We start from the raw sequence: 13,167 nt of genomic DNA, 5'->3' as shown, positions 1-13,167 counted from the left end.
CGGCAACTTGGTCCGCAAGGTCGCAATGTTCATCGAATCAGCCGGCTTGTGTTGAGCGACTCCCCCGCGCCGCGCCGCCTTGGCCCTGAGTAGCATCACCGCCATTCTCCTGTATTTGCACGCCACACTACTACGACGGTCGAAACTTGTTGAAACGGCCGCTTTGGGGTCTCTTTTAGTCATCCCCATCCGGGGAACTCTCGCCTCCCCGGTGGAACGGGGACGAGATGGCAGGCATCAACCACAATCAGGCAACGGTGGACCGCGGCGCGCGCATGCTCCGAACGGCGCTCGGGCCTGCCATCTCAGCCCTGCTGCAAGACCCGTCGGTCGTCGAGGTCATGCTGAACCCCGATGGCCGGATCTGGGTGGACCGGCTGTCCGAGGGACTGGCCGATACGGGCGAGATACTGTCGGCTGCCGATGGTGAGCGCATTGTGCGGCTGGTCGCCCACCATGTCGGTGTGGAAGTGCATGCCCGCAGCCCCCGCGTCTCGGCCGAACTGCCGGAGACCGGCGAGCGCTTCGAGGGCCTGCTGCCGCCGGTCGTCGCCGCACCCGCCTTCGCCATCCGCAAGCCCGCCGTCACGGTCTTCACACTCGACGACTACGTGGCGGCCGGCATCATGTCCGCCGGTCAAGCGGAAACGCTCCGCGCCGCCGTCCAGTCGCGTGCGAACATCCTCGTCGCCGGTGGCACGTCCACCGGCAAGACCACGCTGACCAATGCGCTGCTGGCCGAGGTGGCCAAGACGCAGGATCGCGTCGTCATCATCGAGGACACCCGCGAGCTGCAATGCGCGGCACCCAACCTTGTCGCCATGCGGACCAAGGATGGCGTTGCCACTCTGTCCGATCTGGTCCGTTCCTCGCTGCGGCTGCGTCCCGACCGTATTCCGATCGGTGAGGTGCGTGGCGCCGAGGCGCTCGATCTCCTCAAAGCCTGGGGCACCGGGCACCCCGGAGGGATCGGCACCATCCATGCCGGTTCCGGCATCGGCGCGCTTCGCCGCCTCGAACAATTGATCCAGGAAGCCGTCGTCACCGTCCCGCGCGCCATGATCGCCGAAACCATCGACCTCGTGGCCGTCCTTGCCGGTCGCGGTTCCGCACGGCGGCTTGTCGAACTCGCCCGCGTCGATGGTCTCGGTCCCGACGGCGACTACCGGATTTTCCCCGCCTTTTCAGAACCCGGCACCACTCGCAACACTGGAGAACCTGCATGATCCGTCGCGCCTTCCGCATCCGTCACCATATCGCAACCGCCGCCGCCTTCGCCTGGGTGAGCCTGATGACATCCCCGGCCTTTGCCTCCGGCTCTTCGATGCCCTGGGAAGCGCCGTTGCAATCCATCCTCGAATCCGTCGAAGGGCCGGTGGCGAAAATCGTGGCGGTGATTATCATCATCGTCACAGGCCTGACGTTGGCTTTCGGCGACACCGGCGGCGGCTTCAGGCGACTGATCCAGATCGTCTTCGGCATCTCCATCGCCTTCGCCGCCAGCTCCTTCTTCCTCTCGTTCTTCAGCTTCGGCGGCGGAGCGCTGGTCTGATGGCCGTGAGTTTCGAGGCGCTCGACGCGGTGCCGGGCTTCGCTGTCCCGGTCCACCGCGCCCTGACCGAGCCGATCCTGCTCGGTGGGGCGCCGCGATCCGTCGCGATCCTGAACGGCACGCTGGCCGGGGCAGTCGGCCTCGGCCTCCAGCTCTGGCTCGCCGGCATCCTGATCTGGGCGGTCGGTCACATCGCCGCCGTCTGGGCCGCCAAGCGCGATCCGCTCTTCGTCGAGGTCGCGCGCCGCCATCTGCGCATCCCCGGCCATCTCTCGGTGTGAGGTTTGATCCATGATGAATCTCGCAGAATACCGCCGCACCGCTTCCCGCCTGGCCGATTATCTGCCCTGGGTGGCGCTGGTCGGGGAGGGAGTTGTCCTCAACAAGGATGGCTCGTTTCAGCGGACGGCGAAGTTTCGTGGCCCCGATCTGGATTCCGCCGTCGCGGCCGAACTGGTTGCGGTCGCGGGACGGCTGAACAACGCCTTCCGCCGTCTCGGCTCTGGCTGGGCCATTTTCGTGGAAGCACAGCGTTCGGAGGCCGCAACCTATCCTGCGGACCGCTTCCCCGATCCCGCCTCGGCATTGGTCGATGCCGAGCGCAAGGCCGATTTCGAGGAAGAGGGCAGCCATTTCGTCTCCGGTTACTTCCTGACCTTCCTCTGGCTCCCGCCCGCCGAAGATGCCGCACGATCGGAGTCCTGGCTTTACGAGGGCCGCGAGACCTCGGGCGTGAACCCGTGGGAGCTGGTGCGCGGCTTCATCGACCGCACCGACCGCGTGCTGGCGCTGCTCGACGGCTTCATGCCGGAATGTAGCTGGCTCGATGACGCCGGCACGCTGACCTACCTCCATTCCACCATCTCGACCAATCGGCATCGCGTCCGCGTGCCGGAAGTGCCGATGTATCTCGACGCTCTGCTGGCCGATCAGCCGCTGACCGGCGGGCTGGAGCCGCGCCTGGGCTTGTCGCATCTCCGGGTGCTGACGATCACCGGCTTTCCCGGCACGACCACCCCCGGCCTCCTCGACGAGATGAACCGGCTGGCCTTTCCCTACCGATGGTCCACCCGCGCCATCCTCATGGACAAGACCGACGCGACCCGGCTGCTGACCAAAATCCGCCGGCAATGGTTCGCCAAGCGCAAGAGCATCGCGGCGATCATCAAGGAGGTGATGACCAACGAGCAATCCGCGCTCGTGGACACCGATGCCGCGAACAAGGCCGCCGACGCGGATATGGCGTTGCAGGAACTCGGCGCCGACATGGCCGGCATGGCCTATGTCACGGCGACCGTCACCGTCTGGGGCGAGGACGCCCGCCGCGCCGACGAAAAGCTGCGGCTGGTCGAGAAGATCATCCAGTCCCGCGATTTCAGCGTCATGGTCGAGACGGTCAATGCCGTCGACGCCTGGCTCGGCAGCCTGCCTGGACATGCCTATGCCAATGTCCGCCAGCCCCCGGTCTCGACGCTCAACCTTGCCCACATGGTCCCTTCGTCCGCCGTGTGGGCGGGGCCGGAACGGGACGATCACTTTGGCGCACCCCCGCTGCTTTACGGCAGGACCGAAGGATCGACCCCGTTCCGGCTGTCCCTTCATGTCGGCGACGTGGGCCATACACTCGTCGTCGGACCGACCGGCGCCGGCAAGTCGGTGCTGCTGGCGCTGATGGCCTTACAGTTCCGCCGCTACGCGCGCTCACAGGTCTTCGCCTTCGATTTCGGCGGCTCCATCCGTGCCTCCGCACTCGCTATGCAGGGTGATTGGCATGATCTCGGCGGCGAACTGACCGACGCTTCCGAAACGTCTGTTTCGCTGCAACCGCTGGCCCGCATCCACGAGACTGCCGAACGGGCCTGGGCTGCCGATTGGATCGTGGCAATCCTGATGCGCGAGAATATCCAGATCACGCCCGAGGTGAAGGAGCATCTCTGGACGGCGCTGACCTCGCTGGCGTCCGCTCCGGTCGGAGAGCGCACCATCACCGGCCTCGCCGTGCTGCTGCAATCCAATGACCTGAAACAGGCGCTGCGCTCTTATTGTGTCGGTGGTCCCTATGGACGCCTTCTCGATGCCGAGACCGAGCATCTTGGCTCTGCCGACGTGCAGGCGTTCGAGATCGAGGGTCTGGTCGGCACCGGCGCAGCGCCGGCGGTTCTGTCCTACCTGTTCCATCGCATCGGTGACAGGTTGGACGGGCGGCCCACGCTGCTGATTATCGACGAGGGCTGGCTGGCGCTCGATGACGAAGGGTTTGCAGACCAGCTCAGGGAGTGGCTCAAGACCCTGCGCAAGAAGAACGCCAGTGTCATCTTCGCCACGCAGTCGCTGTCCGACATTGATAATTCCGCCATCGCGCCGGCGATCATCGAAAGCTGCCCGACGCGGCTCCTCTTGCCGAACGAGCGCGCCATCGAGCCGCAGATCACGGCGATCTATCGCCGCTTCGGCCTCAACGACAGGCAGATCGAAATCCTCGCGCGGGCCACGCCCAAGCGGGACTACTACTGCCAGTCGCGGCGCGGCAACCGCTTGTTCGACCTTGGCTTGTCGGAAGTCGGATTGGCGCTCTGCGCCGCATCGGCCAAATCCGATCAGACGCTGATAAACGAGATCCTTGCCGAACATGGCCGCGACGGGTTCCTCTCCGCCTGGCTTCACGCACGCGGCGTCGAATGGGCCGCCGATCTCATCCCTGACCTCACCAATCTCGTAACCGAAAACGAAATCCCGCCGCCGACAGTCGCTGACGTCGGCGAAATCGAACTCATCCTGGATGAAGAGGAGATTACACCATGACGCGCGCAATTCCCCGGTTCACCCGAATGGTCAGCACTTCGGCGCTTGCCCTGGCGCTTGCCGCACCGCTGGCGCTGGCCCCGGTGTTCACGACGCCGGCCCACGCCTTCTTTGGCGGGTTCGGCAGGATCGTCTACGACCCGACCAACCATGCCGAGAACCTGCTGACCGCCGCCCGCACGCTGGAGCAGATCAACAACCAGATCACCTCGCTCCAGAACGAGGCGCAGATGCTGATCAACCAGGCCCGCAACCTTGCGAGCCTGCCCTACAGTTCGCTTCAGGCGCTTCAGCAGAACGTCCAGCGCACCCAGCAGCTTCTCGGACAGGCCCAGAATATCGCCTTCGACGTGCAGAACATCGACCAGATGTTCCAGCAGGATTACGGCAATCTCTCTCTCGCAACCACCGACCAGCAGCTCATCGCCGATGCCCGGTCCCGCTGGGAGAATACCGTTGGGGGTCTTCAGGACGCCATGCGGGTGCAGGCCGGTGTCGTCGGTAACATCGACACTAACCGGGCTGAGATGTCCGCGCTCGTCGGCGAAAGCCAGGGCGCGACGGGCGCGCTTCAGGCCACCCAAGCCGGCAACCAGCTTCTCGCGCTCCAGTCGCAGCAGCTTTCCGACCTGATCGCGGTCATCTCAGCGAACGGTCGCGCCGATGCGTTGACAGAAGCGGAGCGAGCGACCGCCGCTGAGCAGGGCCGTATCCAGCGCGAGCGGTTCCTCACCCCGGGTTCGGGCTACCAGCCCGGCAACGCGCAGATGTTCAACTGAGCCGGGGAGGGCAGATCATGGAAGGGAAGGTGCTGGCCCGGATCGCGGCCATCGTGTTCGTCGCTGTCGCGATCACCGCGGCGATCATCGAGATGACCCGCGAAGAAGTCCCCGCGCCAGCACCTTCCGCTCCTTCACTTGCGCGGCAGGTCGATCCCCTGCGCGAAAGGCAGCGCCGCTGTCAGGAGATGGGGGAAGCGGCAGCCAATGATGTCGAATGCCTGGGCGTCTGGGCCGAGACCCGCGACCGCTTCCTCGGCCGGGCGCCCGCGCAGTCGACGCCCGGCCCGGATGGGGGGCGATAGTCATGGGCGGAACGGGGGTCATCGACAACTTTCTCGGCATCTTCACCAGCTATATCGACTCGGGCTTTGGCCTGCTCGGCGGTGAAGTGGCCTTTATCGCCACCACACTCATCGTCATCGACGTCACGCTCGCTGCCCTGTTCTGGGCCTGGGGCGCAGATGATGACGTTCTCGCCCGCCTAGTGAAGAAAACCATCTTCGTCGGGGTCTTCGCTTATCTGATTTCCAATTGGAACAACCTCTCCCGCATCGTCTTCGAGAGTTTCGCCGGCCTTGGCCTCATGGCCTCGGGCACCGGCTTTTCCGCTGCCGATCTCCTGCGCCCAGGCCGCGTTGCGCAGATTGGCCTCGATGCCGGTCGGCCACTGCTCGAATCCATCTCCGATCTCATGGGCTGGATCGCGGTCTTCGAGAACCTGGTGCAGATCCTATGCCTGTTCTTCGCCTGGGCGCTGGTGATCCTCGCCTTCTTCATCCTGGCGATCCAGCTCTTTGTCACCCTGATCGAGTTCAAGTTGACGACGCTTGCGGGTTTCGTGCTGATCCCCTTCGGGTTGTTCGGCAAGACCGCCTTCATGGCCGAGCGCGTGCTGGGCAATGTCGTCTCATCCGGCATCAAGGTGCTGGTATTGGCCGTCATCATCGGCATCGGCTCGACGCTCTTCGGCCAGTTTACGGCCGGGTTCGGTGGCGCGACGCCGACCATCGACGACGCGATGGCGATTGTGCTGGCGGCCTTGTCGTTGCTTGGTCTCGGCATCTTTGGCCCCGGCATCGCCACCGGCCTTGTCTCCGGTGGTCCCCAACTCAGCGCCGGCGCTGCCGTCGGGACCGGCCTCGCGGTCGGCGGCGCCGCGATCGCTGCCGGTGGTGCGACCATGCTCGCTGCGCGGGGTGGCGGCGCCGCACTCTCGGGCGGTGCTGCGCTTGCGCGCGGTGGTGCTTCGGTCGCCGGTGCGGCCTCGTCGGCCTATTCCCTCGGCTCCATGGGCGAGTCCAGCGCGGCCGGGGTCGCCTCCGGCCTTGGCGGTGTGGCCCGCGCCGCAGGCTCGGCTGCCATCTCGCCTTTGAAGCGCGCAGCCTCCCGTGCCGCCGACAGCATGAAATCCAGCTATTCCGATGGCGCGAGGGCCGGGTTCGCGGCATCCGGCGGCAGCTCCTCCATGGGCACGGTCGGGGGCACCTCGTCGCCCGAGCCGTCACCCCCCTCAGCCGCTGATGGTCCGCCGGCCTGGGCGCAGCAGATGCGCCGCAGCCGGGCGATGAGCCACGGCGTCACCGCTGCCGCTCATGCCGTCAGATCCGGCGACAGCCACGGTGGCGGTTCCTCCGTCAGCCTTTCCGAAAGTGACCGCACATGAACATCTTCAAACGACCGACGACCCACTACGGCAAGGTGCCGGAACCCGAAACGCCCTATCAGCGCGCCGCACAGGTCTGGGACGAGCGCATCGGCTCGGCCCGCGTGCAGGCAAGGAACTGGCGCTATATGGCGTTCGGCTCGCTGATCCTCTCTATCGGGTTCGCCGGGGCGCTTGTCTGGCAGTCGGCGCGCGGGACTGTCGTGCCCTGGGTGGTGCAGGTGGACAATCTCGGCCAGGCACAAGCCGTCGCCCCGGCAGCGGCCGATTATCGACCGACCGATCCGCAGATCGCGTTCCACCTCGGCCGCTTCATCGAACAGGTGCGCGCGCTCCCGGCCGACGCCATCGTCGTCCGCCAAAATTGGCTCAGGGCCTACGAGTTCACCACCGACCGGGGCGCGGCTGCATTGAACGATTATGCCCGCTCCAATGATCCCTTCACGCGCGTCAGTCGCCAGCAGGTTGCCGTCGAGGTCTCGAGCATCATCCGGGCGTCCCCGGACAGTTTCCGCGTAGCCTGGACCGAACGCCACTACGAAAACGGCCAGCTCTCCACCACCGAGAGATGGACCGCGATCTTGACGGTCGTGATCCAGACCCCGCGCGATGCCGAGCGGCTGCGCGCCAATCCCCTCGGAATCTATGTCAACGCGATCAACTGGTCGCGGGAGATGAGCCAATGACCGCCACAACTTTGAGCAAAACCGGCTTTCCGGCTTTCCGTAAATCCGCCTTCGCGGCTCTGTTGCTTTCCGCGACCATGCTGGCCGGCTGCGCGACCAATCGGACGCCGCAGTTCAGCTACGATGCCGATGTGCCGCCCTTGCCGACCGTGCAGGCGGCTGCGACCGACACAACGCCCCGACCGCTGCATGTCCCGCCCGCCTGGATTGTGGCGCGGGGCGGCGAGGCTGCCGGCACGGCGACGGCCCGTGTCGAGAACGCCAACGCCGCCGCCCGCGTCGAGCCGCGCCGGGAAGGCTACTATAATGCCATCCAGATCTATCCGTGGTCGGAAGGCGCGCTCTATCAGGTCTATGCCGCCGTCGGGCAGATCACCACCATCGCGCTGGAGCCGGGCGAGAGCCTGACAGGCGCGGGACCGATTGCCGCCGGCGATACTGCAAGGTGGGTTATCGGCGACACCGAAAGCGGCTCCGGCCCGACCCGCCGGGTGCATGTGCTGGTGAAGCCGACCCGGCCGGACATCTCGACCAACCTCGTCATAACCACCGACCGCCGGATCTACATGATCGAGTTGCGCGCGCGGGAAGCGCTCTACATGCCCGCCGTCGCCTGGGCCTATCCCGCACCGCCGCCAGGCAGCCGCGTGGCCGCACCGTCGGCCCCCGTCATCCCGGCCGAGGCCGCGCGCAACTATCGCTACGGCTTGCAGGTGCAGGGCAACAGCCCGCCATGGCGCCCAGTCTCCGTCTTCGACGACAGCAGGCGCGTCTATGTCGTGTTCCCGCGCGGCATCGTCCAGGGCGAGATGCCGCCTCTGTTCGTTCTTGGGTCGGACGGCGAGCCGCAGATCGTCAACAGCCGCATCCACCAGAACGTCCTGATCGTGGACCGCCTGTTCGGCGCCGCCGAGCTGCGCCTTGGCAGCGGCAACCGCCAGCAGGTGGTCAGGATTGTCCGCGTAGAGCAAACGCAGGCCGCAGCCCAACCAGCCGGTGCGACCACGGGAGGATCACCCTCATGAGTGGCACCGACACTACGGCTCCCATGCGGTTGCGCGCCGAGCCGCCCCGCGTCACCCGTCTGTCCCGCAAGGTGCTGGCAGGCGCCGGAGCCGTCGCCCTTCTCGGCATCGGCGGGGCGCTGATCTACGCCCTCCAAACCCGTGACGCGGGACCGGGCGGTGGCGAACTCTATTCGACCGAGAACCGCCCCACGGCAGACGGGCTTGCCGGCTTGCCGCGCGATTACACCGGCCCGGTTCTTGGACCGGCGCTTCCGGGCGACCTCGGCCGCCCGATCCTCGAGGCGCAGAACCGGGGCCAGCCGGTCATGCCTCCGGCGATCACCACACCTTCTGTCGATCCTGAGGAGCAACGACGGCTTGCCGAGGAAGAAGCTGCGCGGCTGAGCGGTGTGTTCTTCCAGTCCGGCCCGCGCACGGGAGCGCCGGCAGGAACGGCCATGCCTAGCCTTGCCGGTCTTGGCCTTGGCGGACGGCCGGACGGGCAGAGCCGGCACACAGCTTTTCTCAATGGACCCGTGGACCGGCAGACTGTCGCACCGGATCGTGTCGCGCCGCCGGCATCGCCCTACATCCTTCAGGCCGGGGCCGTGATCCCGGCCGCGCTCATCACCGGCATCCGTTCCGATCTGCCCGGCCAGATCACGGCGCAAGTGACCGAGAACGTCTATGACAGCCCAACCGGCTCGCTGCTCCTGATCCCACAGGGAACGCGCATCATCGGTCAATACGATGATGGCGTGACCTTCGGCCAGCGCCGCGTGTTGCTGGCGTGGAATCGCCTGATCCTGCCCGGCGGCCGTTCCATCGTTCTGGAGCGCCTGCCGGGCGCGGACGCATCGGGCTATGCCGGGCTTGAGGATGGCGTCGATTATCATTGGTGGGATCTGATGAAAGCGGCTGGCCTCTCCACGCTGCTCGCGGTCGGCACGGAGCTGGCGACTAGTGACGAGGACCGGCTTATCCGTGCGATCCGCGACGGCGCACAGGATACCGTCAATCAGGCGGGCCAGCAGATCGTCCAGCGCCAGTTGCAGGTCGCCCCGACGCTGACCATCCGGCCGGGCTTCCCGGTCAGGATCATCGTCACCCGCGACCTTGTGTTCGAGCCGACAGGAGGTTGACCATGACCAAGCTAAAACTCGGTCCACTGCCCGACGACAAGCCTGTCAAGGTAACGGTGGAACTGCCCGCGTCGCTTCACCGCGATCTGACCGCCTACGCTGAAGTGCTGGCCCGCGAGATGGCCCAGCCCGCCGCCGATCCCGTCAGGCTCATCGTGCCGATGCTGGAACGGTTTATCGCCACGGATCGCGGCTTCGCAAAGGCTCGTCGCTCGCCCCACTCTAAGATGCCGACTACCTGATTTTCGTGGATTTCGCGGATGCCACTCTGGCCATGGCAAGTATTCTGCGTAAGGGGGGATTGTCGTTTCGGGGGGACCAAACGGCCGAGAAGGGAAGTATCTCCCCTTTGATAGGCCGGTAAGTGATGCCGGGCAGCATGGCGACGGTCATGGCCTCGCTCACCAGCGTTAGTCCCCGGCCGATTGCCACCAGCGGCAAGAGGTTGTCGCGGCCGACCGACTGCACCTGGATCTCCGGGCGCCGGCCGAGCGATGCCAGTTCCCGCACCAGATGATCGTGAATCTCCTGGCCTGGCGCAGCCTCGCTGACGATGAATGGCTCCTCGGTCAAATCCGGCCACGTCAGTTCGGCGCGGGCGGCGAGGGGATGGCGATCTGGCAGCACCACGAAGACCCGCTCAGACCACAATTGCGCGCGGTCGCAGCCGGGCCAATCCCGTTCGCCGGTCAAAAAGGCGACGTCGAGGCGGAACTGCCGGATGGCGGCGACATGCTCCTCGGGATTGCCGTCGACCAACTCGATCCTGACGTTTCCATGCCGGAGGCCATAGGTGTAGAGCAGTTCGGCGAGGAAGCCGGAAGCGATGGAGGAATAGATGCCGATCCGCACCGGTCCTTGCTCGGAACTTCCAGCAGCGGCTACCTCATTTGCGCCTTCACTGATCGTCCTGATCGCTCGTCGCGCACGATGAAGAAAACGTTGACCTGCAAAAGTCTGAGACACGCCCCATGCGTGTCGGTGAAAGAGTGACGCGCCCAACCTGTCTTCGAGATCAACAATGCAGCGGCTGATTGCCGATTGCGACCGTCCAAGTACAACTCCAGCCTTGCGAAAACTGCCATGCTCGGCTGCAGCCACGAAATAGCGGAGATGACGAAGTTCGATTGATTTGGAGTGCCTCGCCATTTGCTACATCATTGTTTGTCGATGGCGAGCGTCTGGACGGTAGCCGAGAATGCGGCAAGACCGCAGCCGGATATGACCTCGGTCACGGCTAGGTCGCCATAGGTCAGCGGCTTATTGAATGCCATTCGCAACCTGAACCTCCCGCACGAAACGGATGATGCCGGCTAGGTCCGCATCCGTGAGTCCCGGCACCGGGGGCATGTTTCCGAAGCGCCAGTGATGGGCGCGCACCCCGTTGCGTGCTGCCAAGACGAAAGCCATGTCGCTGTGATGACCCGGCTCATAGATTTTGTGGATGAGCGGAGGTGCGGTTCCCGCACGCCCTTCAGCGTTCGTGCCGTGGCAGGAAGCGCAGTTGGCGGCAAATATCTGCTGACCGGCTTCGGCCTCGGGTGACAGTGTGGCCGGCAGAGTTACAGCAGCAAGAGCCTGGCCCTCTTCCGCCGGGCTTGCAGCATCGGGCTGGCTCCAGAGCCACCAGGCACTGCCTGTCGCGATCACGGTAATCGCCACGAGTATGAAAGTTCGCATGATGTCTTCCTCTGATTTGCTCACGGGGATGAAGAGATTTTAGGAGGAGGCCTCGATCGCCTTGGCGCTGGGGAAACCCGGCACCCAGGTTCGCGATGCAGTCAGTTCGACGGCCAATGAACGATGCGGTGAGTGTCGTTACTCGGCTTGCGCCAGCGCAATCAGGCAGCCGCGATCTGATCGCCTATGCCGAGGTACTGGCCCGCGAGAGCGGCCAGTCCGCCGCCGATCCCGTCAGGCTTATCGTGCCGATGTTGGAGCGGTTCATCGCCACGGATCGTGGCTTTGCAAAGGCGCGAAAGACCCGCTCATGACGTGATCGGGTGTTTGGCCGGGCCGGTTGCCGCGATCATCTCCATGAGCGCGTCTATCACGCTCTGCGTCGAGTCCCACTTCGCCGCGTGGTCCAGCAGGCGGTTCTGAATGTTCAGACTGACCGCWCCATGGATCGTTGACCAGAACATGAAGCCGTAGCGTTGCAGGTCAGCRCCCGGCAAGTAACCATGCTCCTGAGATGAGCGMAGGCCKGTCAGCAGCAGACTCAGGACCTGACGACCSGCTTCGCTTGACCACGGATCATCGCTCACCCCAAGYTTCGGGGGCGGTGAGAACATCAGCCGGTACAGAGTGGGGTTCTCCAGGGCGAAGCGCGCATAGGCATAGCTGCCATCGCGCAAATAGCCGAACGGATCGCCTCGCATCTGTTCGAAAACCGYGAACTTCTCATTGTAGAGCCGTCCAAAGCCTTCATCGCGCGCCGCGCGCAGCAAAGCATTCTTGTTGCGGAAATGGCCGTAAAGAGCCGGCGCCGTGCATCCCACGGCTTGTGCCACCGCCGTCAGTGGAACACCGAAGTCGCCCTGCTGTGCCAGCAGGCGGATCGTTTCCTCGACCGCGCGGCGAGGAATATCAAGTTCCTGCTCCTTCCTGGGCCGAGCCATCGGGACCCCTGCTGCAACTGTCCGTGAAAACTGAATGCGATTTATTTTTTTCGTTGACGGAGCCGATGTCAAGCAGCACCATCCCAAGAACTGAATGGTATTAAGTTTGAAGCGGAGAGGAGGGGACATGGTCGCGTACGAATCTGGGCATCATGGCGCGCGCCTCTCCCGTGGCACGCGCCGTCGCCTTCGCCGGCAGGCCGCGACCGAACGCCGGCCAGAAGCCAACTGCGGTTCGGGATGATGCGTCATGCCTGCGCGCCGGAACAGGGACGCCCCATCTGGTAGCTCCGTCCTCGCGCATATTGTCGAGGGCAGCGCCGGTAAGAGCACAATCCGGTTGCGCCAGCTGCGGCATTTCCTTGCAGCGGCGGACCACGGGAGTTTCCGCAAGGCAGCAATCGCGCTCGTCATCAATGAATCATCGGTCAGCCGCCAGATCCGCGACCTTGAGGATGAATTGGGTGCTTCTCTTTTCATACGACATTCGGGCGGGGTGCGGCTGACAGTCGCCGGGCAGGAGTTTCTGCGCAGCGCCCGGCATGCCCTTCGGCAGATTGAGAATGGCGGTGCGAAATTAGTCCACGTTAGCGGCGGCATGGTGCTGCTGCGGGCGGCGTAAAAGTCGTCCACCTTTTCCCTTTCTGCGGCTGCAGGGAGGATGGGAGGATCTACAGCGTGGAACTCTATCTCAAGGTTCGTCAGGCCTGTGCTGCTGGTATGAGCCAGCGTCAGGCGGCGACGACATTCAACATATCGCGCGACACGGTCGCAAAGATGATGACGTTCTCGGTTCCTCCGGGCTACCGGCGGACGGCCGAGGTCAGGCGCCCGAAGCTCGATCCGTTCATCCCGATCATCGAGGGTTGGCTGGAGGCGGACCGGACCATGCCGCGCAAGCAGCGGCATACG

The 13,167-nt window shown here is 64.9% G+C and carries 16 protein-coding genes and 1 pseudogene; 14 read left to right on the top strand and 3 right to left on the bottom strand.

The genetic code is table 11. From position 1 onward, the window contains the following. The first annotated feature begins 227 nt into the window (after window positions 1-227). From trbB to AQY21_RS06740, 11 genes are read left to right on the top strand one after another with little or no spacing between them, the layout of a single operon-like run. On the top strand, window positions 228-1,226 hold the full coding sequence (trbB, locus tag AQY21_RS06790) for a P-type conjugative transfer ATPase TrbB (protein ID WP_035746447.1): 999 nt from the start codon (window positions 228-230) through the stop codon (window positions 1,224-1,226). Beyond that, the gene (locus AQY21_RS06785) at window positions 1,223-1,552 is read left to right on the top strand and encodes a TrbC/VirB2 family protein (RefSeq protein ID WP_035746450.1); all 330 of its coding nucleotides are present in this window, start codon (window positions 1,223-1,225) and stop codon (window positions 1,550-1,552) included. The genes trbB and AQY21_RS06785 overlap by 4 nt, the downstream gene beginning before the upstream one ends. Continuing rightward, window positions 1,552-1,833, top strand: coding sequence for a VirB3 family type IV secretion system protein (locus tag AQY21_RS06780; protein WP_035746452.1), 282 nt, complete (start codon window positions 1,552-1,554; stop codon window positions 1,831-1,833). The genes AQY21_RS06785 and AQY21_RS06780 overlap by 1 nt, the downstream gene beginning before the upstream one ends. Window positions 1,834-1,843: 10 nt before the next feature. Further along, complete coding sequence (gene trbE / locus AQY21_RS06775) at window positions 1,844-4,354, top strand: conjugal transfer protein TrbE (protein ID WP_058096993.1); 2,511 nt, start codon at window positions 1,844-1,846, stop codon at window positions 4,352-4,354. After that, a complete protein-coding gene (trbJ, locus tag AQY21_RS06770; RefSeq protein ID WP_058096992.1) occupies window positions 4,351-5,133 on the top strand; it encodes a P-type conjugative transfer protein TrbJ in 783 nt (260 codons plus the stop codon). Before trbE ends, trbJ begins: the two co-directional genes overlap by 4 nt. A 17-nt stretch (window positions 5,134-5,150) precedes the next feature. After that, a complete protein-coding gene (gene trbK-alt / locus AQY21_RS06765; protein WP_058096991.1) occupies window positions 5,151-5,438 on the top strand; it encodes a putative entry exclusion protein TrbK-alt in 288 nt (95 codons plus the stop codon). A gap of 2 nt (window positions 5,439-5,440) precedes the next feature. Further along, window positions 5,441-6,799 carry a P-type conjugative transfer protein TrbL gene (gene trbL, locus AQY21_RS06760; RefSeq protein WP_058096990.1) on the top strand — a complete coding sequence of 453 codons (1,359 nt, stop codon included), beginning with the start codon at window positions 5,441-5,443 and terminating at the stop codon, window positions 6,797-6,799. Then, the gene (gene trbF / locus AQY21_RS06755) at window positions 6,796-7,485 is read left to right on the top strand and encodes a conjugal transfer protein TrbF (protein WP_058096989.1); all 690 of its coding nucleotides are present in this window, start codon (window positions 6,796-6,798) and stop codon (window positions 7,483-7,485) included. The genes trbL and trbF overlap by 4 nt, the downstream gene beginning before the upstream one ends. Continuing rightward, window positions 7,482-8,510: a P-type conjugative transfer protein TrbG gene (trbG, locus tag AQY21_RS06750; RefSeq protein WP_058096988.1), complete on the top strand. Its 1,029-nt coding sequence runs from the start codon at window positions 7,482-7,484 to the stop codon at window positions 8,508-8,510. Before trbF ends, trbG begins: the two co-directional genes overlap by 4 nt. Beyond that, entirely contained in the window at window positions 8,507-9,634 is a 1,128-nt protein-coding gene (locus tag AQY21_RS06745; protein WP_058096987.1) for a TrbI/VirB10 family protein, read from the top strand. The genes trbG and AQY21_RS06745 overlap by 4 nt, the downstream gene beginning before the upstream one ends. Before the next feature lie 2 nt (window positions 9,635-9,636). After that, a complete protein-coding gene (locus AQY21_RS06740; protein WP_058096986.1) occupies window positions 9,637-9,876 on the top strand; it encodes a DUF2274 domain-containing protein in 240 nt (79 codons plus the stop codon). Here the strand turns inward: AQY21_RS06740 and AQY21_RS06735 are convergent. Both AQY21_RS06735 and AQY21_RS06730 read right to left on the bottom strand, forming a co-directional pair. After that, window positions 9,869-10,783 carry a LysR family transcriptional regulator gene (locus AQY21_RS06735; protein ID WP_058096985.1) on the bottom strand — a complete coding sequence of 305 codons (915 nt, stop codon included), beginning with the start codon at window positions 10,781-10,783 and terminating at the stop codon, window positions 9,869-9,871. The genes AQY21_RS06740 and AQY21_RS06735 overlap by 8 nt on opposite strands. Window positions 10,784-10,894: 111 nt before the next feature. Next, window positions 10,895-11,314, bottom strand: a complete 420-nt coding sequence (locus AQY21_RS06730) for a cytochrome c (RefSeq protein ID WP_058096984.1) — start codon at window positions 11,312-11,314, stop codon at window positions 10,895-10,897. Window positions 11,315-11,430: 116 nt separating this feature from the next. On the opposite strand from AQY21_RS06730, the gene AQY21_RS06725 reads away from it, so the two are divergent. Continuing rightward, complete coding sequence (locus AQY21_RS06725; RefSeq protein WP_058096983.1) at window positions 11,431-11,628, top strand: DUF2274 domain-containing protein; 198 nt, start codon at window positions 11,431-11,433, stop codon at window positions 11,626-11,628. On the opposite strand, the gene AQY21_RS06720 is transcribed toward AQY21_RS06725, so the two are convergent. Next, the gene (locus AQY21_RS06720; protein WP_058096982.1) at window positions 11,623-12,255 is read right to left on the bottom strand and encodes a TetR/AcrR family transcriptional regulator; all 633 of its coding nucleotides are present in this window, start codon (window positions 12,253-12,255) and stop codon (window positions 11,623-11,625) included. The genes AQY21_RS06725 and AQY21_RS06720 overlap by 6 nt on opposite strands. Window positions 12,256-12,505: 250 nt before the next feature. Here AQY21_RS06720 and AQY21_RS06715 point away from each other — a divergent pair, with 250 nt between their 5' ends. Continuing rightward, window positions 12,506-12,877: a LysR family transcriptional regulator gene (locus AQY21_RS06715; RefSeq protein WP_058096981.1), complete on the top strand. Its 372-nt coding sequence runs from the start codon at window positions 12,506-12,508 to the stop codon at window positions 12,875-12,877. A 98-nt stretch (window positions 12,878-12,975) separates the two neighbouring features. Beyond that, window positions 12,976-13,167: pseudogene (locus AQY21_RS06710) on the top strand (IS21 family transposase); the annotation flags it as partial.

This window comes from Paracoccus sp. MKU1 (genome assembly GCF_001447385.1).
In the GTDB taxonomy this organism is placed as follows: domain Bacteria; phylum Pseudomonadota; class Alphaproteobacteria; order Rhodobacterales; family Rhodobacteraceae; genus Paracoccus.
Note: the sequence above shows the minus strand (reverse complement) of the source record. Positions and strands in the feature narration are given on the sequence as shown.